This window comes from Candidatus Neomarinimicrobiota bacterium, assembly GCA_012964825.1.
Taxonomy (GTDB): Bacteria; Fidelibacterota; Marinisomatia; order Marinisomatales; family S15-B10; genus UBA2125.
This window is the reverse complement of the sequence record DTTI01000058.1, coordinates 42,330-66,962: the sequence shown is the minus strand read 5'-3', so window position 1 is coordinate 66,962 and position 24,633 is coordinate 42,330. Positions and strand designations below refer to the sequence as shown.

The window sequence follows — 24,633 nt, the reverse complement described above, 5'->3', positions numbered from 1 at the left end:
TCCTTTAAACTTTTTCCGTGGCTGTACCTTTCGTCCAAAAAGGGGTCTTCACCACTTTTGCCGGCATTACTTTTCCACGGATATCTATTTTCAGCTCCGAGCCAGTTGAAGCATGGGAACTGTCCACATAGGCCATCCCAATAGACTTACCCAAGGTTGGAGAATGTGTCCCGCTGGTGACACTGCCGATTGTGTTCCCGTTAAACATGGCAGAATAACCGTGGCGAGCGATGCCTCGGTCCAAAAGCTCAAAACCGATGAGCTTACGTTCAGGCCCATTCGACTGCACTTTGGCAATGGCAGCTTTGCCAATGAAATCACCTTTTTCCAGTTTGGTGATCCACCCAAGCCCCGCTTCAATGGGGTTTGTCTTTTCATCAATGTCGTTACCATAAAGACAGTACTTCATCTCAAGGCGGAGTGTATCCCTGGCACCGAGACCGACAGGTTTGACGCCCAGGGAAGCACCTTCTTCAAGCAAAATGTCCCAAACTGGCTCCGCCTCTCCCCCGTCAACGTAGATCTCGTAACCAAGCTCTCCCGTATAGCCGGTTCTTGCACAAATCACTTCAATTCCTGCAACTACCGATTGGCAGTGCCAGTAGAATGGCAAAGATCGCACATCTTGAGTGTTATTCACCACCTTGCTTAAGAGCTCTAGCGACTTAGGTCCCTGAACGGCCACCAGCGAAAAATCATCAGATCTGTCTTTAAGTGATACCTCGCCCTGAAGATTGCTCTCCAGCCATCCCAAATCCTTCTCAATATTGGATGCGTTTACTACCAAAAGGTAGTGGTCGCTAAAACGGTACAAAACACAATCATCTATAATTCCACCATTTTCATTACAAATCGCTGTGTACTGGGCCTGATCGGTTTGAATGGTAGCAACATTATTGGTTGTCACTCGCTGCAAGAAAGACGACGCTCCCCTCCCGCTGATAACAAATTCGCCCATATGAGATAGATCGAAAAGACCCACCGCTTCCCTCACAGAGGTATGTTCATCTATGATGCCAGAGTACTGCACAGGCATCTCAAACCCGCCAAAAGGGACCATCTTTGCACCGAGGGACAGATGGTAGTCATAGAGGAAAGTTCTTTTTCCTGTTTCACCCACAAGTTCAAGCCTCACAATAGGCTTTAAAGCGGTCCATTCCTTCGCGAATGTCATCCAGTTGGATACCAGAATAAGCGAACCTGACATAATGCTCTTTCTCATCAGGTAATGGCGTGCAGAAATGGCTCCTAGGGCAGAAGGCCACACCTGTCTCCTTTAGAACAGCTTCCTGCAATTCGCTGCTGTTCCGAAAACCTTTTTTCACCACCACTTTCGTCACTTTCGGGAAAAGATAAAATGTGGATGAAGGCGACCCCACTGAGACACCTTCAATACCGTTCAGCAAATCACGGGCAACGTCTCTCCGGACACGAAGTTCATCAGTGATAGGTTTGCACATTTCCGCGCCGCCTTCCAAGGCTTCGATCATGGCCCACTGGGCAAAGTGATTCGTGCACGATTCATCATTTACGTTCAGTTGACCAATGATTTCCATTACTTCCGGAGGTCCAATGGATGCACCAACGCGCCATCCTGTCATGGCGAACCGCTTGGAAAAGGTATATAATATAACGGTCCGTTCCGCCATCCTGGGAATTGAAGCTATGGACTCTGACTCACCTTCATATCTTGTTTCGAAATAGGCTTCATCGGAGAGGACCCACAGGTCATTTCCCATGCAAATTTCAGCCAGCGCCTCCAGTTCGTCGTGGGGAGATTCTGCCGCGGTGGGATTGTGGTGATTATTAAATATCAGCATGGAGGTTTTCGGTGAGATGTTCGACTTAAGCTGATCCAAATCCAGCAAAAACTTTCCTCTATTATCAATATAATTATACGGAACAGCCTTGCCCCCATGGAACTCGATCATCGATTCATAAATGGGAAAGCCGGGGCTGGGATAGAGCACTTCATCTCCCGGTTCCATAACAGCAAGAATGAATTTGCCTATAGTGGGTTTCCCACCTGGTTGGACAATAATATTCTCCATGGAATAGTCTATGCCCCTCAGTTTACCCACATCATCGGCCAGTGCTTCTCGGAGTTCGGGAATACCGGGCGGTGGGCAGTACCCGGTCTTTCCATTTTCAATTGCACGGTTCATGGCGTCAACCACCCGCTGCGGTGTCGGTATGTTGAAATCACCGATATGGAACGGGAAAACTTCATTCCCCGCCGCCTTCCATTCAGCTGCCTGTCGTGCCACTTCAAAGGCTGATTCGGTTCCCAAACTTTCTAGTCTCGCAGCAAATTGCATTTCAGCTCCTACAGTTTAGTCAACGCTATTTTCACAATTTCTTCAACGTCCCCGCTAAGCTGATCTTTCCTCTGCATATCAGAAAGAACGCGAAAACCGTCCGAACGGTGGAAACCGAGAGCAGTGAGTGTGGCCAGGGCATCAGCAAACTGGTCCGGCACTTCTCCGTCCAGTGTCATAACATCGTCATCCCCGGTTACCACAAATTTATCTTTCAGCTCTACAATAATCCGTTTGGCTGTTTTGGATCCGATGCCCGGTAGCGCCGTCAGGGACGCCACGTCTCCCGCTACAATCCGTCTTTTGAATTCATCAGGGCTGGCGCCGGAGAGAATTCCCATGGCTAGCTTAGGCCCAATCTTGGAAATACCGATAAGCATCTTGAACAGGGTCAGTTCATCTTCGTCTCCGAAACCGTAAAGTTCCATGGCGTCTTCCCTGACTTTGAGGTAGGTACGGATTTCCACCTCTTCACCTACCTTTGGAAGACGATCAGCGGTAGGAACGGAGAGTACTACGTAAAAGGCAACACCGCGAACATCCACCACAACATTTGTAGCGGATTTCGACTTCACTTTCCCCCGTAAAGAATGTATCATTCAGCCATGACCTCCGGCTGGTGGAGATGGCAAAGGGCCGTGGCTAGGGCGTCAGTGACGTCGTGCTTCTCCGGGGGTTTTTCCATTTCTAAAATAGAGGTAACCATATACTGGACCTGCTCCTTGGATGCGTTGCCGTTCCCTACAACGGACATTTTGATTTTCCGCGGTGAATATTCGTAGCACGGCAGATCCTGATGAGCCGCCGCCAGCATCACAACGCCCCGTGCCTGGCCCAACACTAGGACTGTCTTGACGTTATTTCTGTAGAATGCTTCCTCGATAGCAAATTCAGTAGGAGTGTAACGATCAATAATATCTTTAATGCCATCATAGAGAACACACAATCGGTCATGAATATTTTTCTTTGACGGAGGAGAGATGGCTCCCCATGTAATCACACTGATGGCATCACCGTCTGATTCTATGACACCATAACCGGTGGTAGAAATACCCGGATCTATACCGATGATTCGTCTCATTTAACTCACCTCTTCTATTTCAGCATCATCAACATCGAAATTGGCTGAAACCTTTTGAACATCGTCATGATCGTCAAGCACTTCCAACAGTTGAATCACCCTTTTTGCAGTCTCACCCTCAACGCTCACACTACTTTGAGGCATCTGCATTATCTCTGATGATTTTACTGAAAATCCGTCAGCTTCCAGCTGTTCGCGGACTGTTATCATCTGATCAGGTGCCGATTCAACCACATAAACATCGTCTTCATCTGAAAAGTCATCACCCCCGCCAGTTAGGATGGAATCCAAAAGTGATTCCTCATCAACGCTGATTTTCTCGATGGTGATTAACCCTTTCCTTTTAAACATCCATGCCACGCATCCCGTTTCACCCAGATTTCCCCCGTGCTTGGTAATGAGGTGTCTCAGTTCGGCCACAGTTCGCTTACGGTTATCGGTTGTCACTTCCACCATAACGGCAACTCCGCCGGGACCGTAACCTTCAAATATTGCCTCCTCGTAGGAAATACCAGGAAGCTCACCAGTCCCCTTTTGGACGGCACGCTTAACATTGTCCGCCGGCATGTTGGCTGCTTTCGCAGAAAGGACGGCCTGTCTCAGCCTGGGGTTGGCATCTTCATCTCCACCACCTAGCCTGGCGGCCACTGTGATCTCCTTAATGATCTTTGTGAACACCTGTCCGCGCTTTGCGTCTACAACGGCTTTCTTGCGCTTGATCTGTGCCCATTTGGAATGACCGGCCACGATTAACCTGTCCGGACGAAAGAAGTGATGAGAAAATCAGGCGGAAAGGTATATAAGACTATACACCGCTCCGAGGTCGATGTTTCCAGGTACAAGACGGCAGAAATTTATCCAGATGATGATTGGAGGACAACTCTTTTCCCGCATTTCATTGACGACTAGGTGGTTGGTTTTTCCTCACTTTCGTCCGTATGATCCACGCTGCCCGGTGACCCAGAGCGACTATCCGCTGCCGGGCCTTTTCAGCGTTACCCCGGGATCGGAAATTCCCCACCCTAACCTTATAGTTGGGCGAATCAAAGATAACATACACCTCATTCCCGTAAAGAGAGGATAGTTCCATCACTAACAGGTTGGCCTCCTTTAAATCTTGTGTTGAGATCACCTGAACACGATAACCTTCAACAACGGTGTCCGTTTCGACAGGGGAAAACTGAGGTGGCAGCGGCTCGTCTGGCTTTAGTATAACAGGTAATTTGATCTCCGGCTCTTTCAGGGTAGCAGGATCAAAACTTTCATCAAACCTGACCTTCTTTTTCTGAGCTAGAAGAAGTGAAACGACGGCCAGAAGCGTGATGATTCGCTTCATTTTACAGCGGCCTCAGCGAATTGGAATCGAGCCACCCTTTCTTACCGTCGATGAGTTCGATCTCAATCCACGGATACTGACGGCTTGAGATCTCCGCCTTCGTCCCTTCGTGGATGACAAAAAGGAGGTTACTGCTTTTGGACGGCGCCGTGTATACCCGTCCCTCTTGGGCAACCACAACGCCCGTTTCTATGTCCGAAATATCAAAGTAGATATCGGCGAAAACAGCCGAAAAAAGTATCACCATGACCAATCCGGCCGAAGAAGCAGTCATAAGGATTTGTGAAAGGCGATTTTTAAAAAATCTCGCAAAAGCGGACAGCATGGCGGCTCCGAGCAGAACTGAGCTGATAGTCATGAGCCACTGAGATGGCGAAAAGGATTGCTTCAAGGCACCGTACCATTTCAGCAAAAAGAAAGGTTCCGGTACACGTACCCTGTCCACAATCCTGGCGTTGGCAACGCTAAGATTAAACTTAAGATCGCTATCCCTGGGGTTCAGTTCCAAACCTTTCTCATAGGCCCATATGGCGTTCCCCAAGTCTCCCAACTGATAATAGGCATTCCCGAGATTGTAATAGAGATTCGTATGGCCGTATCCTTGATTTATCAATTGATTGTAGAGGTCTGCAGCCTCACTGTAATACTGGTTGCTGTAGAAACTATTGGCTTCCATAAAGAGAGAGTCAGCATAAGAACTTGCCCGAATTACTGTGGTGAAAGTCAAAAGACATATGAGCCTCACGACAGTTTTCACAATTGCCCCTCTATTCCCCGTAGCAGGTCTACCGCCCGATAAGCAAGCTCTGAAGCGGAAGCGTCGTCAGCAGCTGATGGTGCAAACCGCCCCATACCGCAAATTTCAAGAAGGGCTAACAACTCCTTCAAGGTGGACTTGTCCACAACGTCCTGAAGTTTCTTTTCCAGGATGCGCCCATCAAGGCCCACACCCGGCAGCCCCATCCGGTCCGAGAAATAACTATAGATGGTCTGCTCCACCTTCTCATAATCGTCGTCCTCCACTTTCAAAAGAACCTTCTTCGCGCGCCGAAGAGTGCCTCGCACACGAATAGCTCCCTGCCGCTCCACTCGACTGCTCTGAACCAACTCCACAACATTAGGGGCAAAAAACATTGCAACAGCCAGTAGGTTCATAAGCCAGAAAGCCCGGGGCACAATCCGGTTAGAGATACTTCGTATCCGAACTGGCTCCTGACGGATGTAACGAATATCCTGGCTCAAAAGGGCAATCTCCTCTTTCGTCAAACCACTGCTTTCGGTAATGGCGCTCACGGCAGGGGTTACAAGAACGGGGATGGGATCGGTCTCCGTGGTGAGCCATTTCCCGGTTTTCGGCTCTAAATAGACAAGTTCTACTGAAGGGAGTATGATCTTCCCTTCCCATCGGGGAATGAGAATATATTCCCACGACCGTTTTCCCGAAATCTCATCTCTGAACGGATCCTTGTCCATGGATGTTTTGGGACTGAAAACTTCCAGCCCACCGGGAAATTCTGGCTCTGGCAGCTGAAAAAGACCAAGATTGCCCGTACCGGAAAGTTCAACAGTAAATGCCAGTGCTTGATTAGCAACCACAGAAGTTGTATCCACACTCGATGTAAGACGAAATTCACCAACGGCACCTGTAAAATCGGCCGATTTACCAACTTCTGGCACCGGTTTCACACGGAAAGTCAACTCGTCTGATCGAACTATCTGCTGCTTTGTCCTCGAAAAGAACGGATCTGAAAAGAAATTGTCAAACAGCGAGAATTGGCGATTACGGGACGGAATTTCTATGGTACAGTTCAGGATCATCGGTTCAAGAGTGAGATCTCCATACGTTGTGGGAAAGAGGGCAACTTTGTAGAGCGTGGCAATACGATAACGAACACCGTCAATACTCGTCTCTCTCAACGTTGGTTGCTTCGGTGCATACAGCTCTTCCTGCCAGAAGCCGACGCCCTGCGGTTTTGACTCAACGGCGTACCGCCTCAAGTTCACGCGCGTGTACAATTTGTAGTGAACCGTCACCTGCTCGCCCTGGAAGATCTCTTCCTTGTCAGGTTCGGCAATGAGGAAAATGAGCGGCACCTGTGGATCTTTTTGGGAAGATTGACCACCAGAACCGGCAGCAGAACGGCTACCGGACTGCAAAACCGTCAGAATGATAGGTTCGGTCTCTATCAGTTTGCCATCCACCTCAACCGTCAAAACTGGGATTGTCAACGATCCATGTCTATTTGGAATGAGCGTCCAGGAAAGTGTCTTGGAGCTGGACATCTTGCCGTTCACCCATTGAAAACTGCTTGACTGCCCAGGGCCTGAAATAACAGTGAATTCTTTGATGGCACTAATATCAAGTTTTGGGAAATCATTCGACTCTTCAGCCGTCACTTTCAGCGACACTGTCTCGTTGAGGGTAATTCTATTCTGATCAATGGCGGCATAAACTTTTATCTCCGCCCAAGCGGACTGAGCGACAAATAGTGTGAGGAATACCAGCTGGAATCTCATTTACCAGTCCTTCGCCAGCTTCTTTGAAAGGGCATGGCCCAGTTTCCGCTTCATTAGGTTTTCTTCATCAGCTTTCAAAGCGTCCAGGATCGCTTCCGCATTAGGCTTGACCTGCTGAGGTTCCTGCTCTTGCTGATCTTCAGGAATCTGGTTTGGATCTTGCTCTTCTTGGTCTTCCGGCTGTTGAGGTTGCTGTTGTTGGTTTTGATCTTCTTTCTGTTCATCATTATCAGACTGCTGGGGTTGAGATTGCTGCTTGTTCTGCATCTGTCTGAGCATTCGCTGGGTCAGTTCATAATTGTACTTTGCATCCATGTCCGATGAATCAAGTTGTATAGCCTTCCTAAAGGCCATAAGGCTCTCTTCAAGGCGGCCTTGCTGGTGGAGTGTGTTGCCGAGGTTGTAGTGTGATTTTGCCTGAAGATCTTTTCGTTCCGATTTCAAAGAAGAATCAAACTCCTTTTTTGCCCGCTCGTAGTTTTCAATGGAGTAGGCGGAATGACCGGCACCAAAGTGAGCTTCAGGAAGATCAGGTTTTTTCTTTAAAATATTTTCGTAGTACGCAAGGCCGCGGCTCACTTCCTTTGATGTTTTAGATGGAGGTTCCATAACCAAAGGCTGGATATTCGGAATTTGTTGTCCCCACAGTAAAGAGAACAAACCTGATATCAACATTATCTGATTAAACAAATCGCCCCTTCCATTCTTTTTCGCTCATCCGGCACGTTGGCATTAAAAAGTCGGCCACAAAGAGGAAAAATGCACAGGCGAGGATCAGTTCGTACCGGTCCTCAAACTGAGAATATTCGTGCGTTTTCAGTGTTTTTTTCTCCATGGCCTGAATAACATTCATTACATCGTCCATACTGCCCGATCTTCCATCAAATCGAACTGAAACACCACCACTGGCAGAAGCAATTTCTCTCAGCATAGCATCATTTAAGATGGACGTTACCAGTTTACCACCCCTGTCCTTCTTATAATCCGTTCTGCCCCTCTGCTCATCGAACACAGGGATAAGGGAACCGGCCGCTGTTCCAACACCTACGGTGTGAATGACAACGCCCTGAGCATTGAGCTCTTTGGCAACCTCAACAGCTTTTCCTTCATGATCCTCTCCATCACTCATGACAATAAGGACACGGTGCTTTTGTTCTTCTTCCGGGAAGGCGTTCAAGGCTGTATATAAAGCCTCACTCATGGAAGTTCCCTGTGTTCTTATCATTTCTGTATCTACTGCGTTTACAAACAGCCGCGCCGCATCATAATCACCGGTCAGCGGTAAATAGAGGTGACTGGTACCGGCAAAAACCACCAGACCGATTCTGTCACCTTTCAACTGGGAAACAAGACGACCTATCTCAAATTTTGCTTTTTCAAGCCTGTTAGGCTTAACATCTTCAGCCTTCATGCTGGAGGAGATATCCAAGGCGACCAGTATGTCTACTCCCCTTCGCTCAACTTCCTGAAGTGATGTCCCAATCTGAGGTCCAGAAGCTGAAAAAATAAGGAAGACAGCACTCCAGAACTGCAGGTTGGATTTCCGCCGCAATGATTTTGAGTTGAGCCTGGAAAACAGCCGTGCCTTTACTTTTTCCTCCCCCCATCTTGAGGATTCAGCCGCCTTAGCACTTGTTTTAAATCTCTTAAGAATTAATAAAGCGGCAAGAAAGCCATAAGCCAATAAAACTAAAGGGTATCTGAATTCAATCATTCAAACTCTTTTCCTGAAAATATTTTCATTCACAAAACTCATCCCCAGCACCAGAGTCACTGCTGGAATAAGCAACCATCCAAAAAGTTCCCTGTATTCTCTGAACTGTTTTACGCTGATTTCTGATCTCTCCAGAGAGTTGATTTCGTCATATATTTCTGCAAGACGCTCTTCATCGGTAGCCCTAAAATATTGTCCGTCTGTTGCCTCTGCAACTTTTTGGAGTGTTATTTCATCCATTTCCACATCCACCTGAACATAGCGTTTACCGAAAACGGGATCGTCAACCGGAAAAGGAGCCTTACCCCGCGATCCTACTCCTATAGCATAAATCTTTATCGAATACTCCGCTGCAAAACCCGCAGCGGTTATGGGGTCCAGTTCACCTGCATTATTACTCCCGTCGGAAAGAAGTACCATGATCCTGCTCTTTGCGTCGCTACTGCGAAGGCGGTTAATGCCGTGGGCCAGGGCCATCCCGATGGCAGTTCCATCGTGTGCTTCATCCACAATTGCCACCTGGTCGAGAAGATCGAGTAATACATCGTAATCAATAGTAAGAGGACACTGGATATAACTCTCTCCGGCAAATACGAGCAGCCCGATTCTGTCACCTTCCCGGTCTTCAATGAACTTTCGTGCTGTCGCTTTCGCCGCCTCCAAGCGATTGGGTTTGAAATCTTCCGCCCGCATACTGCTGCTGATGTCCAGAACCAAATTGATGTCCACCACATTGACGGATATCTCCGTGGAATCAAGGACAGTCCGAGGGCGTGCCATGGCCATAATCAGAAATGAAAGAATAATCATTTGAATTATTCTGACGAGTTTCAATTTCCATTCCCCTGAAAGCCCGGCCACATTTTTTATGGAGTGAACAGAGGAAAGCTGAATGGTCCCTTCCCGCCTGTTACCCCACCGCTTTTGCCACCAGACAGCCAGTGGGATCAGTACGACAAGAACAAGAACCCAAGGATTGGCAAATTCAAACATTTAACCTTTTGAAAAGTTGTTTTCTATGAAATGACTGAGCCGGAGAATTGTTTCCTCCTGAAAGAAGTTCGCCACCAGCTGAAGGCCGATTGGAAGGTCGGCTGATGTTTGTCCAACAGGGATACTCATGGCAGGCACGCCGGCGAGACTGATGGGTGTCGTAAAGATGTCCGAAAGGTACATGCTGATTGGATCTTCCAAGTGCTCGCCCAAACGGAACGGTGGAGTGGGTGACGTGGGGAGAAGAATGATGTCTACATTTTCAAAAACTTTGATGAAGTCATCTCTGATGAGCCGCCGAACCTGCTGTCCTTTCCGGAAATAAGCGTCGTAGTAGCCTGAAGAGAGAACGTAAGTGCCCAGCATAATCCGCCGTTTCACTTCATCGCCAAAACCATCTGACCGGCTGTTATTATACATGGATTGCAAGTCGTCACCACGGTTACTGAGGCCATAGCGGACACCATCGTAACGAGCAAGGTTGGATGACGCCTCAGCATTTGTAAGAACATAATAAGCGGCGATGGAGTACTTTGCGTGTGGTAATTGAATTTCTTCAACCTGGCAGCCATTTTCACAGAGGAAAGATTCCAGCTGTTTCACCTTTTCTATGATCTCAGGATCAACACCTTCCTTGAGGAAGCTCCAAGGTACACCAATCCGCCTCGGAATCTTCCCGTCAAGGCGCTCACCGTACTTCGGTATCGGTTCTTTAGCGGATGTGGTATCCATGGGGTCATGCCCGGCGATAACCTGTAGACATTTTGCAATGCCAGCAGTGTTCCGGGCGAAAGGACCGATCTGATCGAAAGATGAGGCAAAAGCTACCAACCCGTACCGGGACACCCTGCCGTAAGTGGGCTTCAGTCCGTAGACACCGCAGAATGCCGCTGGTTGGCGAACAGAACCGCCAGTGTCCGAACCGAGGGCTATTTCAGTGATGCCAAGAGCTACGGACGTTGCCGATCCGCCGCTGGAGCCACCGGGAACTCTCTCCGGATCGAAAGGGTGCTTCGCAGCACCAAACGCCGAGTGCTCATTGGAGGAACCCATGGCGAATTCATCGTGGTTGGTCTTCGCAACAATGACACCCCCCTCATCCAGTATCCGGTTAACTACAGTGGAATGATAGGGTGAATTAAAGCTGTCTAAAACGTGGGAGGCGCAGGAAAGGGGCCACCCTTTGACAGCAATGTTGTCTTTGACAGCAACAGTAGCCCCATTCAGCAGACCGCTTTCGAGTCGATCCTCAAGATATAGCGCACTATCCCGATAAACAATCGCATTGCGGTCATTAAACAGATCTGCGGTGTCGCTGAAACTTGTGAGATCTGGTTTTGGAGTAGCCGGTTCAGGCACCGGAGGAGTGATTGGGCTCCTGCGTCTTTTCAACTGAATCGGCCGCTTCATCGAGTTCTTTTTCTATCCCCTCGACGGCACCCTTGAACTCCCGAATTCCCTTTCCTAGGCCTTTTGCAAGTTCCGGCAGTCGTTTTGCACCAAACAGAAGGAGTACAACAAGAAAAATTAGGAGTACTTCCCAACCACCAATGCTTACCATAAAAGGAAGATTCATTATTTGAAACATTTCAACCTCCAAAGTTGACTATCGAAAATACCTCAAAAAATAGTATGATACTGCAAGACCAAAGATTGTAGCAAAGTTAAGCTGGATCTTAAGACCTAGGATCAGTGCTATGGCGCCGATATCCAGCGAAATGGCATCGTTCGGTGTGCCTACAAGTCCACCCAGGGAAAATTCCGTGCTTTGAAGAAAAAATTGCTTCACGACCCCCTCCGGCAGAACAAAGCCGATGAGGTCACCGAAAAGTGTACCGATCATGGCACCAGCAAAGAGAACCAGAATCACAACCTTCAGGTCCCGTCTACTAACCATGGCGTCCTTTTCTATTTCTTGTAATCCACATGGGACGAGGATTCGCTTCCATATCCTCGCGGTTAAAAAGCAATCTGATGAAACCACCAATCACATACATCATGGTGAGGGGAAAAAGAACAAGACTGCGCCACCAGGTGAGTGCTGCGAGGCTCAGCAGGAAGAAAATGACCTTAATTCTTGAATGCCACCCTTTGCCGATATAGGTCAACTTCGGATAAGCAAGGTGACTCACCATAAGCATAGAAAGAAAAAGTACGAGTGGAAGGGCGATCCTCGGATCACCGGTGGTGCCAAGCAGCCGACTGTTGAATATAACGAAAGCGCTAAGGGTTACCGCAAATGCGGTTGACGGCAGGCCTGAATAAAAAGGTGAGGGCGTCCCCGTAGCAACTTGGTTAAAGCGGGCCAGTCGAAATGCACCTGAGATGAGAGGTACAAAGCTGATGGCAGCAGCCAGAAGTGGGTGCAAATCCTGCACAAACGAGAAATAGATTAGTACCGCCGGAGCAGTGCAAAATGAGACCACATCAGCGATGGAATCAAACTCCACACCGAAAGGTGTTGTCACTTTCAAGGCACGGGCCGTGGGACCATCCATGGCGTCGAACAGAGAGGCCGCCAAGATAAGCCAGCAGGCATTTTCAATCCGTCCCTGTGAAGCCTGAACGATAGCCAGGAAACCAAAGAACAGGTTAACGAATGTGAGAACACCAGGAACTGCCTGTTTTTTTACCCTTACCTTGGGCTTCACGATAACTCTCCTATGATTGATGAACCGCTTTTAACTCGATCACCAACTTTTACATTAATACTGGTCCCAGGCGGCACCACAAGATCGGTCCGTGAACCAAATCGGATAAACCCAAGTGACTCACCACCTAATACTTGCTGCCCTTCCTTGAGGTGGCAAATTATCCGTCTCGCCAGAATGCCGGCAATTTGTCTCACTTTCACGATTCCACCAAGCGATTGAATTTCCACATCAGTATGTTCATTAATTATGGAAGCATCAGGTTTAAAAGCAGCAAGGAACCGGCCTTTTGAATAGTTCACCCGTGTCACCCTGCCGCTCACCGGTGTTCGATTCCTGTGCACATCAAAAACGGAGAGAAAAATGGACACTTTCTTTTCACCGTTCTCGGACTGGGAGATGTCCACCACTTTCCCGTCTGCCGGGGCCAGAACAATCTTATCTCCAACAGGAATTGTTCGAGATGGGTCCCTGAAAAAGATGAAACAAAAGCCAAGAAATGCCATCAGGGCCAGCGAGATAAACCGGAAAATATTAACGCCAACTCCCCAAGCAAGATATGCCGACACTAATGTCACAAGTCCCACAGCTGCGATGAAAGTTCTTCCTTCTGGTGCCACCATGTTCAGGCCCTCTTCGCCAGTCTCAGTGATGTCTCTTTCATTTCTCCTTCGCGATAATATCCAATCTTCAGCTTGTCGCCGGGACGAAGGAAATTTTCTTCGATAATCTTGATGACATCACCGCCCGAATTCACTCTTTCCTCATTAATAAAGTAAACCACATCCCCAATTAGTAATCCCGCTTTATTTGCAGGACCACGCCGGGAAACCTCAGTGATAATGAGTCCACCCACACGAGGCAATTGTAGATATCTTGCCAGTGCCCTGTCAACGCGCTGAAAGCGAAAACCGACAGCCACATTCCTGTCGATACGACCGTATTTCTTAAGCTCTTCGGCTATTTCTCTAGCTCTGTCAATGGGAATTGCAAAACCGATGCCGATGGAACCTGCGCTGTACTCGCTTCCGGTAAAGATGAACGTATTTATACCAATCACTTCTCCATTGGCATTGCAGAGCGGTCCCCCACTGTTCCCCCGGTTTATGGCCGCATCGGTCTGAATCATCCCCTGATAGACGCGACCGGAATGTTCCCGGCCAAAATCGAGATTGGTTGAGCTGATCACACCGACCGTGGCTGTTGGCTGCTTGTTCAGATCAAAGAGACCCAAAGGGTTGCCCAGTGCAATGACCCATTCGCCAATGAGGATATCGTTTGAATTTCCGAACTTTGCATAAGGAAGATTTTGACCATCGATTTTTAGAACAGCAATGTCAGTGGTTAAGTCCGCACCGATGAGTACAGCGTCATACTCTTCTCCGCCCGGGAGCGTAACAAGAATCTGGCCAGCATCTTCTACTACGTGCTGGTTTGTAATAATATAGCCGTCTGGGCTGATGACAACGCCTGACCCAATGCTCGGAACCTGCTGCCTGTACGGCTCCCTTGGGAAAAGAAACCTAAAAAGCGGGTCATCAATAAACGGTGAAGTTCTGTATTGCCTCATTTGGATGACATTGATGCTGGCCACAGCGGGGCCCAGCTGTTGAATGGCCCGGGTAAGGGCGTTTTCCCGGTTGCTGGTGACATCCGAAGCCGCTAACGGAAACGAGATAAGCACCAGGAGACTCAGAATCAGCCTTATCTGTTTCACAGTCATGCGTAAGTCACTTTTTCCAGGCAGAGTCCATGGGGAGGAGCCTTGTAAACTTTTGCCTTGGGATTTCTCTCTTCCAATATGTCTGAAAATTTTTCAACAGTCGTTCTACCTACGGCAACTTCAACCATGGTCCCTACAAGACACCGAACAAGGTGCTGCAAGAATCGATTTGCCTCTATTTTAAAAATTACGAAAGAGCTATCGTTTATCCATTCAGATTGATAGACGGTGCACCGACGGTTCTCCTGCTTGGGGATGTATTTACAGAATGAGGTGAAATCGATCTCACCTTTTAATATTTCTGCACACCGATGCAAAGGGTCTGCGGAGATAGATCCAAGAATCTCCCAGGCAAATCTTCTCTCCAGGGGCGAGGTCCCCAAAAAACATTTGTAATTGTATAACCTTTTCACAGCGCTGAAACGGGCATGGAACTCATCAGAGACCAGTTCGCAGGAATGAACCGTCACATCCTTTTCATTGGTTCCATTGATGGCACCTGCCAGCTTTTCAGGCTCCCATGTTTTTTCAAGGGTGAAGTTCGCAACCTGCCCACGAGCATGCACACCGGCATCAGTCCGCCCCGCTCCGTGAACACGGACCGAAGCATCTCCATTCAGAAGAGAGAGGGACCGTTCCAGTTCACCCTGAACCGTCCTCTTTTCAGGCTGGAGCTGCCATCCTGAAAAGTCTTTACCATCATACTCTATAATGATCTTGTAATTAGGCAATGAATGTTCGACCGATTATAATAAAGAGAACCGCCATCAACAAAATACCGTCACGAAACCCAAAGCGGACAGGACGAGCAACGGTTCTTGGTAAAACTTGTCCGTATCCCCTCCCTTCCATGGCCAATCCGATCTGTTCGGCTCTGTGGATGCAAATGACCACAAGAGTTGGGAGGTGCCCGGAAACTTTCTTGATCTGGGCCCATTTCGACCTTGAAGTCCTAAAACCGAGCGCCTTCTCCATACCCATGAGCGCTTTAATTTCTTCCATCACCATGGGGAAAAATCTCAGTGTTAAGTCGAAAAGCTGAAATAAGTCTTCCACAGGACGCCACTTCAGCTTCAGCCGGGACCAGAAGGTTCTGAGGGCGTCAATCAGTTCGGCGGAAGAGACAAGTTCGAGAAAGAAGGAAGTTCCCACCACCATGAGCACAATCTTTGCCAAGGCCAGCAGCGCTAGCTGAATAATAACTGTAAGCGGATCGGGTGTAATCACCAAGGAGATTAGGCAATAGATAGCGGTCATGACAGGGAGAAAAGTGAGTACGGGGCGAATTCTTGAAACAACCGATACGTAAGGTACCCGAAAAGACAACCCGGCGAAAATGATTGCAAGAAAGTGTAGACCATAACCGGTGGCTGTCCCAGTGGAAAAAAGCGAGAACAGATAGACTGTTAGTATAAAAAGCAGTGTGAGTGGATTGAGTCGCTGGTTCACAGTTTCAGAAAGGAAGCGTTATAACCATCTGTGCGCCGGCGGAAGCAACTTCTCCAGGCAAGGGTTGGAAATGCAGAGACAGATCGGGATCTTGCAGTTTCGCCAGATAGGAGACATCGATGGCAGACGCAATGCGGTTCACAATCATCCCCCCCATAGCAAAGAGAGCAATCTTTTCTGCAAGAGCACGGCTCCGGAGATAGGTCCAGTAATGCTCCCTGTGATCTTCACTGGTCCACACCCAATCGTAATCTTCCGTTGGATAGACCCGGCTTGGAAGCCGCCGCCTCTGATGCTCCTCGTTGAATTCATGGAGGCTCATATAGTTGGCCACATCAACGGCGAATTGGTGTTCTTTTCCCTCAAGATCGGTGCCGGCGTGAACGGCTGCATAGGAGACCATTCTAGAGCGACTTCTGTGCATAACCGCATTGGATTCGATTACCGTTAGCCAGAGACCAAGTTCGATTCCGCCGAAAAATTTCGCCCTGCGGATTGCTCCCAGCTTCAATTCACCAAACCCGGGAACCAGAGCCGATCTGATAATGAGTGAATTGTCCTCTTTCTCACTCTTCTCCGGCGGGCCGGCGGCTGACAGGTGAGCAAGTGCTAACAAAAGTATGGATATTACAGTTTTCATGCTCTAGCTCGCCTCCAACCCACACCTGCCATGACAACAGTCGCAAGCAGTGACCACTTTACAATCCAATTGCCGTGGTTTCGATAAAAGGTGTGTTCCTTCATTGGCACAATGGATGCAGTAATTACGCCTGTCTCACCGATACCCATGGATTTCACCTCAAGTCCTCTCCTGTCGATAACCGCTGAGATACCTGTATTGGCGGATCGGACTACCGGATACCTATTCTCAATGGCGCGGAGTCTGGCAATGGCCTCATGCTGGTAAGGCTCGGCGGAAGTGCCGAACCAGCCGTCGTTAACCACAATCACCAGGAACTGGGCACCACGGCGGTTGAGCCCGTTGACAATAGCGGGAAAGACTGATTCAAAACATATAATTGATGCAAAGGAGGCTTCATTTAGCTGAAATGTGGTTTCTTCCATTCCTCTGGTGTAGTGACCGAGATTAAGTTCTTCTGAAATAGGAAGCTGGCGAGCAAAAGGGTTGAACTCTCCTAGCGGCACTAGCTGCCGCTTATGGTAAACAGGAATTGACCCGTCTTCGCGGATGAGTGCAGCACTGTTATGATAAACTCTCCTCCCTTTCACACTAGACCAGTCCACTGTTCCTGTGAGGAGTGGAATTCCCGTCTGTCGAATTCTTTGCCTTATTTGACTTAATCTCCGGTAATTTTTTGTAAGAAAGGCCGGAGTTGCTGCCTCTGGCCAAATGATCATATCGGGCTCCGATTCCGTCGCCACCATATAGAGCGAATCGAGGCGGTTGAATACCCAGTCGCGGTTGTCCGGCTGCCACTTTTCATGAGGACCAACGTTGGGCTGCACAACAGCTAAATCCACCGTTTTCGCTTCATCCATTTCAGGCAGAGTGGCTAACCTACCGTAACCGGCGAGCCAGACCATCACAATTACCACGAGCGCAGTCCGGACCCGGGGCATCCACGCAACTCGGGGCAACGTCATCAAACCGTAGAGAATCACATTCACGGTGACCAGCCAAAAGGAGATCCCATAGATGCCGGTCCACTCAACCATCTGGATAACTGGAAGATAATCAGTCTGCGTAGTGGCCAGCGAAACCCACGGAAACCCCATGGGTCCAAGGGACATGCCATATTCGAGTGCCACCCAGAGAAAAGGCATGAGAACAAGGCCAGCTCCACTCTGGAGGTGAATCAACGAAAACAATAAAGCAAAGATGGCCCAAAAAATGGCGAGATAGATTGCCGCCGCCATCATGGCTGCGAACACCACGGGAAATGAGGCACCGATGTTAAATGAGAGCCAGTGAAGTGTCAAAACATAGGTGATAAAACCGGCAAGGTAACCCACACCAGCCGCTTTCCAGGGGGTCAGGCGAATGACAGCCCTGATGAATGGAATTAAACCAATCCAAGCGAAAAACCCGAGTTTGAACGGCGGGAATGAAGCACCAATGAGAAAACCCGACAGTATGGCAAGCTGCCAGCTTTTTAACTGTGCCAGACGTTCTATCACAGTTTCTTACCGTCTAAATAACTTTGAAGAATGATCGCCGCCGCTGTTGAATCGACCATGGCTTTGTTACGGCTCGGCTGATGGCCCTGTTCCCTAAGAACGCGACCGGCTTCCACAGAACTGAGCCTCTCATCTGCGGAGTTAACAGAAACAGAGAGCTGACTGCGAAGTTCGCTTATGAATTTTTGCACCGTCTCGGTCTGTGCCGTCACTTGACCTTTCATGCCGAAAGGCATCCCTACCACAACACCTGCTATATCTTCTAATGCAATTCGTTTTTTCAACTGTTGAAAAAGATCCTCTTTTGATTTGAATAGGATGGTATCAAGGGCGGAAGCGATGGTTCCGGTGGGATCAGAGATGGCGACGCCCACCCTCTTCTCGCCGTAATCGATGCCCAGGAGTCTTCCCATGTTGGGCCCAAATCTTATTTAGAGTGGTTTCCTGAGGGAAGATTTGAGGAGTTTGCCCGGCTTAAAGTGTGACTTCCGGTGAGGCGGTACATAAACCTCCTCATTGGTCCTGGGATTCCTTGCCCGCGGTTTTGCTTTTGCCGGTTTTACAGAAAAAGTGCCGAAGTTTCGAAGCTCAATCCGGGTAATGCCCCGATCTTTACTCATCATTTCGCGCATTACATTAAATGTTTCAGTCACAACATCATATGTTTTCGACGTCGTCAAATCGAGACGGTCCGCCACCTGCTTAGCTATCTCCTTTTTGGTATAATTCTTTTTTTTCATGTTGACCTCTGGACGCTAACGGTACCGGGAATGTTCTCGATCTTTTTGATCACCATATTGAGCCTTCGGACGTTGGGCACCGAAATGATAATCATACACAAAGCCACAGCATCTTCCACCTTAACGTCAACACTGGTGATATTTACACTGAGTCCCGAGATGGCTTCTGTAATATCCTTAAGGTACGCTTTTCTATCTTCAGCCATCACCTTAAGCTGAGAAAGGAATTCCGTTTTCCGTGCCACATCCCATTCAACTTCCAAGAACCGGTCAGAGGATTCGCTCATAATGGGCAGGTTTTGACATTCGGCCCGGTGGACCGTGACGCCGCGACCGCGAGTGACAAAGCCAACAATCTCATCACCTGGTATAGGGTTGCAGCATTTGCCGAAATTGATGAGAATATTATCAAGACCCTGAACTCTCACACCTCTCGCACTTCGGCGTGCAATGTCCAAAAAGGATCTCTTTTCTTTGACCTCTTCAATGTCCACTACCGTAACCTGCGGAAACGCTTTACGAATAATCTCTTTTACGGTAGCCTGCCCACTGCCGAGTGCCACCAGCAAGGACTCTTCATCTTCGAAGCCAGCTGCTGAAGGATCAAGCAGTAGATCTTTCAACCTGTCCATCTGCTTCATGCGACGCAGTGTTTTTTCAAGAATCTCTTTGCCGAGTTTGGCGCTTTCTTCTTGCTGCGAGCGGCGGTGCCAGCGCCGTATGTGGGTTCGCGCTTTAGTTGTTATAACAAATTTCAGCCAGGCGGCACTAGGAGCCTGAGAATCGGAGGCTATCACCTCTACTGTCTGACCGCTTTTCAGTTCGGTATTAAGGGGGACAATTCGTCCGTCCACTTTTGCACTGAGACAATGATGTCCCACTTCGGTGTGGACGTCGTAGGCGAAATCGATGGGCGTTGAACCTGATGGCAGTTGCACAAGATCGCCGGCAGGTGTGAAAACAAAAACCTCATTCTGAAAAAGGTCGATTTTCAGAAGATTCATGAATTCACCGGGATCAGCAGACTCATCACTCAGTATGGTCACCAAATCCCTCAGCCATTGGACGTGTCTGTCCATATCACCTTTCTTCTTCCCATTTTCCTTATATCTCCAATGGGCTGCCACACCGATCTCGGCGGTGCGGTCCATCTCCTCAGTTCTGATCTGAATCTCAATCATCTTCCCTGACGGTCCTATCACTGTTGTATGGAGCGACTGATAACCGTTGATCTTGGGCGTGGCAAGGAAGTCTTTAAACCTTTCATGGACCGGTGTAAAAAGCTGATGGATCAGTCCCAGTGTTGTGTAGCACTCCGGTACATCACTGACGATTATTCTCAGGGCAAAGATGTCATAGATTTCGTCAAAAAGTTTTTCCCGAGACACCATTTTGTTGTGGATGGAAGCGTGGGATTTCAGCCGGGTCTTGATGTTGTAAGCAATGTTGTGGTCTTCAAACTGCTGCTTGATAGGTTCGGTGATCTCCTTTAGCGTTTTCTTTCGCTTGCCACCTGTGGATTTGAGAAGTTTCTCTATCTCTTTATAGGCATCCGGCTCCAGCGTATAAAGCACAAGATCATCAAGTTCACTTTTGATCTGGAACATACCTAGGCGGTGTGCCAGAGGCGAATAGACGTCCCTCGTCTCAACAGCAATACGCCGCTGCTTAATGAGCGGTAGATACTCTATTGTACGCATATTGTGGAGGCGGTCAGCAAACTTGATAATGACAACGCGAAGATCTTTCGCCATGGAGAGAAACATTTTCATAAGGTTTTCCGCCTGTTTCTCTTTCCTGCTGTCAAACTCCACCCCGCCCAGTTTAGTTACACCCTCCACAAGCTCGGCAACTTCTTCACCGAATTCTTTTGCGATCTCATCGTAAGAAGCGTTGGTATCCTCAAGACAGTCATGAAGCATTCCGCCAACTATGGTATTCAGATCCATATTCCACTCCGCAAGAGACTGTGCTACAGCAATGCAGTGTTCAAAATAAGGCCGGCCCGATTCCCTCAGCTGCCCTTCGTGGTTAACCTTGCTGTACTGATAGGCAGGCCACAGTTGTTGCATGAGGTCTTCACCATTTTTCTTCTGCTGATCATCCACCAGTTGAACCAACTGCTGGAAATTCTTCGGGTAGGAACCAGTAACAGTGGGAATGAGGTCAGCCACACGCATCAGATCGGCTCCTCAACCATCTGATCAAAAATGGTTGCACTTTCGAACTTGGCGTAGCTGTCAACAAAAATGGCCGACACAGTACCCGTAGGGCCGTTACGCTGTTTTGACACAATTATCTCGGCCTTTCGCCGATCCTCCTCATCACGGGTGTAGACCCATTTTCTGTAGAGAAACATCACCACGTCAGCATCTTGCTCAATGGCGCCGCTTTCCCGGAGGTCTGACAACTGAGGCCGGTGATCACTCCTCCCTTCCGGTGCGCGGGAGAGCTGAGACATCGCTATAACCGGAACAGATATCTCTTTTGATAGCGCTTTCAGCGATCGTGATATCTTTGAAATCTCCTGCTGCCGGCTCTCGGCAGATGCGGGACCGCGCATCATCTGCAAATAGTCTACCATAATGAGCTGCACATCACTCTCCGCCTTCAACCGGCGGGCCTTGGCCCTCAGCTCGGTAATTCCAATGGCAGGCGTATCGTCAAGAAAGATTGGTGCCTCCGCCAGAATACCTACGGACATTGAAAGATTTCTCCACTGTTCCGTGGGAAGCTTTCCCGTTCTCACCAAATGGCTGTCTACCCGGGCTTCAGATGTAAGCAGCCTCATAGCAAGTTGACTGTTAGACATTTCGAGACTGAAAATACCCACAGGGATGTTGTGCTCAATGGCGGCGTTCCTGGCGAAGGTGAGGGCCAGAGCTGTCTTCCCCATACTGGGCCTGCCGGCCACAATAATCAACTCTCCCTCCTGAAAACCGGAAGTTATTTCATCCAGATCAGCCAGGCCTGAGGGAACCCCGGTCACTGAGCCCGGCTTCTGGTGAATCTTATCCAGCCGTTCAAACGTCTCCTGGAGAACTGGATTGAGCTGCTGAAACTTTCCTTTAAGACGACCTTGAGAGATGGCAAAGATTTTTTGCTCGGCCTGGTCCAAGATATCTTCAAGATTTTGCTGGTCATTGAAAGCTTCTTTGGACATGTCAGCAGCCGCTTCAATCAGGCTTCGAAGAGAAGCTTTTTCCAGAACAATTTTGGCATAGTGCTCCACATTGGCCGTTGTGGGGACACTGTCCGAAAGGCCGGTGATGAAATAGGCGCCGCCGCTGGCATCTAGCTGTTTCCGTTTTTTTAGCTCATTAATGATTGAAACAGCATCCACCGGCTCTCCCTGATTAAAGAGATCTTTCATGGCCTGAAAAATCCTCAGGTGAGCGTCCTTGTAGAAGTAGTCAGGGGTGAGAATCTCAAGGGCGCGGCTCACAGCCTCCTTTGAGATGAGCATTGAACCGAGGACAGCTTCTTCCGCTTCCAGCGACTGGGGTGGTGTTTTGAGATGGAGTTCCTGAGAATTTTCCGCCATGGTTATGTTTCGGCCATCAATTTGTTAACCCATTGGAAATCTTCCCACGCCGGGCGTTTGAAGGCAGGGTTACGCAGAAGAGCTGCCGGATGGTAAGTGACCACAAGATCAAAATTTTTCCACTTCCATTTCTGAGATCTCAGTTTCCCCAACGGTGTTTTGACCTTGAGAAATGCGTGAGCAGCAGTTGTGCCCAGAGCCACAATCAGTTTCGGTTTGATTATATTAAGCTGTTCTTCAAGATAAGGCATGCACGACTCAATCTCATCCTTATGCGGCGTTCGGTTGTCCGGCGGTCTGCACTTGAGGATGTTGCAGATATACACCTCATTCCGGGACAGTTTAATGGCGGCGAGAATTTTATCTAGCAACTGCCCTGCCCTGCCTACAAAAGGTTCACCTTGAAAATCCTCGTCCCGGCCCGGCGCTTCGCCAACAAAGACCAGGTCAGCGTGGGGGTCACCCACGCCAAACACAAACTTGGTCCGGGTGTGACCGAGCGGACACTTTACGCACTGACAAATATGCTCCTGGAAATCGTTCAGGGAAAGGGCATCTCCTTGATGGGAGAGATCGGGGACGCTGTCAAGATAGAGCTGATTCCCAAACAGTTCCGCCGTCTGGCGGAAGTATCTCTGCGCCAGAACTGATACCGAAGATGATTCGCCCACAGTCACGCTACTTCTCCGTCGGTTCTTCTCCATCTCCTTTTCCGTAAGTCCACTCTAATTCATCATTGAGAAATTCACCCAACGCTTCCGTGGTAGCTTTTGTCATTTCAACGTAATCGACATCGGGTGTCACCTCCTCTTGACCCTCACCGTCTTCAAATTCGGCGACACGATCAAAGGTTCGAATTTCGTTTCTGGCGATTCTTTCTGAGATGATCTGCCGGGCACGTTTACCTACAACAAGAGCAGCTTCGAAAACATCTTCAGATTTTTCACCCATATCCCTGAAATGGACAGTTTCAATTGACATGGTTTGATCCTCCATTCATTTGTTTAAGTTTTTCATTGATTTCACTGACGGCCTGGTCTATATCACTATTTATCACCTCTATATCAAAACTGTGGCTTTTTTTCATTTCCATAGCTGCGCGTTTAAGTCTCCTTTCAATCCGTTCTTGAGAATCAGACCCCCGTTTCTTCAACCTTTCCCTCAATACCTCCAGACTGGGCGGGAAAATAAAGACAGTGGCCGATTCATCCGGATACACTCTTTTGATGGCCAGAGCACCGTTCACATCTACCTCAAGAATGAGAACAATACCATTTTGGCGGGCCGTGTCCACTGCCGCCCGTGTTGTCCCATACATGTATCCGTGTACTTCCTCATATTCCAACAGTTCCCTGTTTTCAATACGCTCTGAAAATTCCCCGGCTGTGATGAATTCATAATCTTCGGTGGCCTTCTCATAATCCCGCTTTGGCCGAGTAGTGCAGGAGACGGAAAACTGCCAGTCAGGGTGCAGCTCTTGCAGCTTTCTGACAATAGTTGTCTTCCCCGCTCCAGACGGCGCAGAGATGACGATCAATTTGGCGTTCATAAAATATTCTGCACCTGCTCTTTGATTTTTTCAGCTTCTTCTTTCAAATCCACCACGTGGTTGATAACGGAAAGGTCAGCTGACTTGGAACCGATTGTATTGATCTCTCGAACAATCTCCTGAAGAAGAAAATTGAGCCGCTTGCCAGCCGGCTTATCACCTTCAACGAGGTTCCCAATTTGCTCAAGGTGACTGGCACACCGGACACTCTCCTCCGTCACGTCGGCCTTTTCAGCCAACACAGCCGCTTCCATAGCGATACGAGATTCATCCACGGAAGCATTATTCAACAGAGCTTCAATTTTTTCTCTATATTTCTGATTCAGATTTTCGCTGTCCTTTTCTACCGCTTGTCGAACCTTTTCCAGAATTTTATCCATTTTAGCAACTCTCGACTGGATATCGGTTGCCAATGCACTTCCCTCCCTTTCCCGCATCTCGTTGAGCTGTGAAAGGGCATCCTCAAGAACAGTCAGTACAGTCTTGTTGGAAATTTTTACAGGCTCCTGTGAGACAATCAGATCACGCATGTCCATCAGGTCCGTCAGTTTCAAGTCGCAATCGTACTCTTCCGAAATCTGTTCTGTCAGGGCCTTATAAGACTCGAACCGGTTCCGGTCCAACTCAGGTGCACCGTTCACGGCACCGTTGGAAGGTTCCAGCGATACAGCCACTGTAATCCTACCCCGCTCGCACGACTGGCGCAGCCGGCTGTTCATCTGATCTTCCAACCCCTCCAACTGTTTCGGCAGCCGTAAGCGAGAATCGAGAAAGCGACTGTTTAAAGAACGGACTTCCACAGAAACGGTGATGCCGCTATCGGTGGCGGAAGCACTGCCGAATCCTGTCATACTATGAATCATTCAACTCTCCGTTTAC

General features: G+C 48.7%; 29 protein-coding genes. All 29 read right to left on the bottom strand.

All coding sequences use genetic code 11. The features are described 5' to 3' along the window. Positions 1 to 4: 4 nt before the first annotated feature. The 29 genes from gcvT to EYO21_05845 all read right to left on the bottom strand — a co-directional run bounded on the left by gcvT (position 5) and on the right by EYO21_05845 (position 24,617). Positions 5 to 1,174: a glycine cleavage system aminomethyltransferase GcvT gene (gcvT, locus tag EYO21_05985; GenBank protein ID HIB03358.1), complete on the bottom strand. Its 1,170-nt coding sequence runs from the start codon at positions 1,172 to 1,174 to the stop codon at positions 5 to 7. Beyond that, entirely contained in the window at positions 1,125 to 2,318 is a 1,194-nt protein-coding gene (locus EYO21_05980; protein ID HIB03357.1) for an aminotransferase class I/II-fold pyridoxal phosphate-dependent enzyme, read from the bottom strand. Before EYO21_05980 ends, gcvT begins: the two co-directional genes overlap by 50 nt. An 8-nt stretch (positions 2,319 to 2,326) precedes the next feature. Further along, the gene (gene ruvA / locus EYO21_05975) at positions 2,327 to 2,917 is read right to left on the bottom strand and encodes a Holliday junction branch migration protein RuvA (protein ID HIB03356.1); all 591 of its coding nucleotides are present in this window, start codon (positions 2,915 to 2,917) and stop codon (positions 2,327 to 2,329) included. Next, positions 2,914 to 3,399, bottom strand: coding sequence for a crossover junction endodeoxyribonuclease RuvC (gene ruvC / locus EYO21_05970; protein HIB03355.1), 486 nt, complete (start codon positions 3,397 to 3,399; stop codon positions 2,914 to 2,916). The genes ruvA and ruvC overlap by 4 nt, the downstream gene beginning before the upstream one ends. Continuing rightward, positions 3,400 to 4,146 (bottom strand): YebC/PmpR family DNA-binding transcriptional regulator, encoded by a 747-nt coding sequence (locus EYO21_05965; GenBank protein HIB03354.1) that lies wholly within the window; start codon positions 4,144 to 4,146, stop codon positions 3,400 to 3,402. It lies immediately after the preceding gene. Positions 4,147 to 4,294: 148 nt separating this feature from the next. Further along, complete coding sequence (locus EYO21_05960; GenBank protein HIB03353.1) at positions 4,295 to 4,735, bottom strand: SPOR domain-containing protein; 441 nt, start codon at positions 4,733 to 4,735, stop codon at positions 4,295 to 4,297. 1 nt (position 4,736) lies between these two features. Beyond that, entirely contained in the window at positions 4,737 to 5,492 is a 756-nt protein-coding gene (locus EYO21_05955) for a tetratricopeptide repeat protein (protein ID HIB03352.1), read from the bottom strand. Continuing rightward, positions 5,489 to 7,252 carry a protein BatD gene (locus tag EYO21_05950; protein HIB03351.1) on the bottom strand — a complete coding sequence of 588 codons (1,764 nt, stop codon included), beginning with the start codon at positions 7,250 to 7,252 and terminating at the stop codon, positions 5,489 to 5,491. The genes EYO21_05955 and EYO21_05950 overlap by 4 nt, the downstream gene beginning before the upstream one ends. Next, on the bottom strand, positions 7,253 to 7,927 hold the full coding sequence (locus tag EYO21_05945) for a tetratricopeptide repeat protein (protein ID HIB03350.1): 675 nt from the start codon (positions 7,925 to 7,927) through the stop codon (positions 7,253 to 7,255). Positions 7,928 to 7,934: 7 nt separating this feature from the next. Then, a complete protein-coding gene (locus EYO21_05940; GenBank protein HIB03349.1) occupies positions 7,935 to 8,966 on the bottom strand; it encodes a VWA domain-containing protein in 1,032 nt (343 codons plus the stop codon). Next, positions 8,967 to 9,959: a VWA domain-containing protein gene (locus EYO21_05935; protein ID HIB03348.1), complete on the bottom strand. Its 993-nt coding sequence runs from the start codon at positions 9,957 to 9,959 to the stop codon at positions 8,967 to 8,969. Further along, positions 9,960 to 11,369 carry an Asp-tRNA(Asn)/Glu-tRNA(Gln) amidotransferase subunit GatA gene (gene gatA / locus EYO21_05930; GenBank protein ID HIB03347.1) on the bottom strand — a complete coding sequence of 470 codons (1,410 nt, stop codon included), beginning with the start codon at positions 11,367 to 11,369 and terminating at the stop codon, positions 9,960 to 9,962. After that, positions 11,311 to 11,520 (bottom strand): twin-arginine translocase TatA/TatE family subunit, encoded by a 210-nt coding sequence (locus EYO21_05925; GenBank protein HIB03346.1) that lies wholly within the window; start codon positions 11,518 to 11,520, stop codon positions 11,311 to 11,313. The genes gatA and EYO21_05925 overlap by 59 nt, the downstream gene beginning before the upstream one ends. Positions 11,521 to 11,565: 45 nt before the next feature. Continuing rightward, positions 11,566 to 11,856 (bottom strand): hypothetical protein, encoded by a 291-nt coding sequence (locus tag EYO21_05920; protein ID HIB03345.1) that lies wholly within the window; start codon positions 11,854 to 11,856, stop codon positions 11,566 to 11,568. Continuing rightward, on the bottom strand, positions 11,849 to 12,631 hold the full coding sequence (pssA, locus tag EYO21_05915; GenBank protein ID HIB03344.1) for a CDP-diacylglycerol--serine O-phosphatidyltransferase: 783 nt from the start codon (positions 12,629 to 12,631) through the stop codon (positions 11,849 to 11,851). The genes EYO21_05920 and pssA overlap by 8 nt, the downstream gene beginning before the upstream one ends. Continuing rightward, positions 12,607 to 13,233 (bottom strand): phosphatidylserine decarboxylase, encoded by a 627-nt coding sequence (locus EYO21_05910; protein HIB03343.1) that lies wholly within the window; start codon positions 13,231 to 13,233, stop codon positions 12,607 to 12,609. Before EYO21_05910 ends, pssA begins: the two co-directional genes overlap by 25 nt. A 2-nt stretch (positions 13,234 to 13,235) precedes the next feature. Continuing rightward, complete coding sequence (locus EYO21_05905; GenBank protein ID HIB03342.1) at positions 13,236 to 14,333, bottom strand: PDZ domain-containing protein; 1,098 nt, start codon at positions 14,331 to 14,333, stop codon at positions 13,236 to 13,238. After that, positions 14,330 to 15,064 carry a tRNA pseudouridine(38-40) synthase TruA gene (truA, locus tag EYO21_05900; GenBank protein ID HIB03341.1) on the bottom strand — a complete coding sequence of 245 codons (735 nt, stop codon included), beginning with the start codon at positions 15,062 to 15,064 and terminating at the stop codon, positions 14,330 to 14,332. The genes EYO21_05905 and truA overlap by 4 nt, the downstream gene beginning before the upstream one ends. After that, positions 15,057 to 15,782: an energy-coupling factor transporter transmembrane protein EcfT gene (locus tag EYO21_05895; protein ID HIB03340.1), complete on the bottom strand. Its 726-nt coding sequence runs from the start codon at positions 15,780 to 15,782 to the stop codon at positions 15,057 to 15,059. Before EYO21_05895 ends, truA begins: the two co-directional genes overlap by 8 nt. Positions 15,783 to 15,786: 4 nt before the next feature. After that, positions 15,787 to 16,422 (bottom strand): hypothetical protein, encoded by a 636-nt coding sequence (locus EYO21_05890; GenBank protein ID HIB03339.1) that lies wholly within the window; start codon positions 16,420 to 16,422, stop codon positions 15,787 to 15,789. Beyond that, a complete protein-coding gene (lnt, locus tag EYO21_05885; GenBank protein ID HIB03338.1) occupies positions 16,419 to 17,921 on the bottom strand; it encodes an apolipoprotein N-acyltransferase in 1,503 nt (500 codons plus the stop codon). The genes EYO21_05890 and lnt overlap by 4 nt, the downstream gene beginning before the upstream one ends. Further along, positions 17,918 to 18,334 carry a Holliday junction resolvase RuvX gene (gene ruvX / locus EYO21_05880; protein ID HIB03337.1) on the bottom strand — a complete coding sequence of 139 codons (417 nt, stop codon included), beginning with the start codon at positions 18,332 to 18,334 and terminating at the stop codon, positions 17,918 to 17,920. Before ruvX ends, lnt begins: the two co-directional genes overlap by 4 nt. 18 nt (positions 18,335 to 18,352) lie before the next feature. Next, positions 18,353 to 18,661: an integration host factor subunit beta gene (locus EYO21_05875; protein HIB03336.1), complete on the bottom strand. Its 309-nt coding sequence runs from the start codon at positions 18,659 to 18,661 to the stop codon at positions 18,353 to 18,355. After that, positions 18,658 to 20,841 (bottom strand): bifunctional (p)ppGpp synthetase/guanosine-3',5'-bis(diphosphate) 3'-pyrophosphohydrolase, encoded by a 2,184-nt coding sequence (locus tag EYO21_05870; GenBank protein ID HIB03335.1) that lies wholly within the window; start codon positions 20,839 to 20,841, stop codon positions 18,658 to 18,660. Before EYO21_05870 ends, EYO21_05875 begins: the two co-directional genes overlap by 4 nt. Beyond that, positions 20,841 to 22,205 (bottom strand): replicative DNA helicase, encoded by a 1,365-nt coding sequence (gene dnaB, locus EYO21_05865; GenBank protein ID HIB03334.1) that lies wholly within the window; start codon positions 22,203 to 22,205, stop codon positions 20,841 to 20,843. Before dnaB ends, EYO21_05870 begins: the two co-directional genes overlap by 1 nt. A 2-nt stretch (positions 22,206 to 22,207) precedes the next feature. Continuing rightward, positions 22,208 to 22,909 (bottom strand): uracil-DNA glycosylase, encoded by a 702-nt coding sequence (locus EYO21_05860; GenBank protein HIB03333.1) that lies wholly within the window; start codon positions 22,907 to 22,909, stop codon positions 22,208 to 22,210. After that, the gene (locus tag EYO21_05855) at positions 22,884 to 23,201 is read right to left on the bottom strand and encodes a hypothetical protein (protein ID HIB03332.1); all 318 of its coding nucleotides are present in this window, start codon (positions 23,199 to 23,201) and stop codon (positions 22,884 to 22,886) included. The genes EYO21_05860 and EYO21_05855 overlap by 26 nt, the downstream gene beginning before the upstream one ends. Next, entirely contained in the window at positions 23,176 to 23,754 is a 579-nt protein-coding gene (locus EYO21_05850) for a guanylate kinase (GenBank protein ID HIB03331.1), read from the bottom strand. The genes EYO21_05855 and EYO21_05850 overlap by 26 nt, the downstream gene beginning before the upstream one ends. Beyond that, positions 23,751 to 24,617, bottom strand: a complete 867-nt coding sequence (locus tag EYO21_05845; GenBank protein ID HIB03330.1) for a YicC family protein — start codon at positions 24,615 to 24,617, stop codon at positions 23,751 to 23,753. The genes EYO21_05850 and EYO21_05845 overlap by 4 nt, the downstream gene beginning before the upstream one ends. Positions 24,618 to 24,633: the final 16 nt, after the last annotated feature.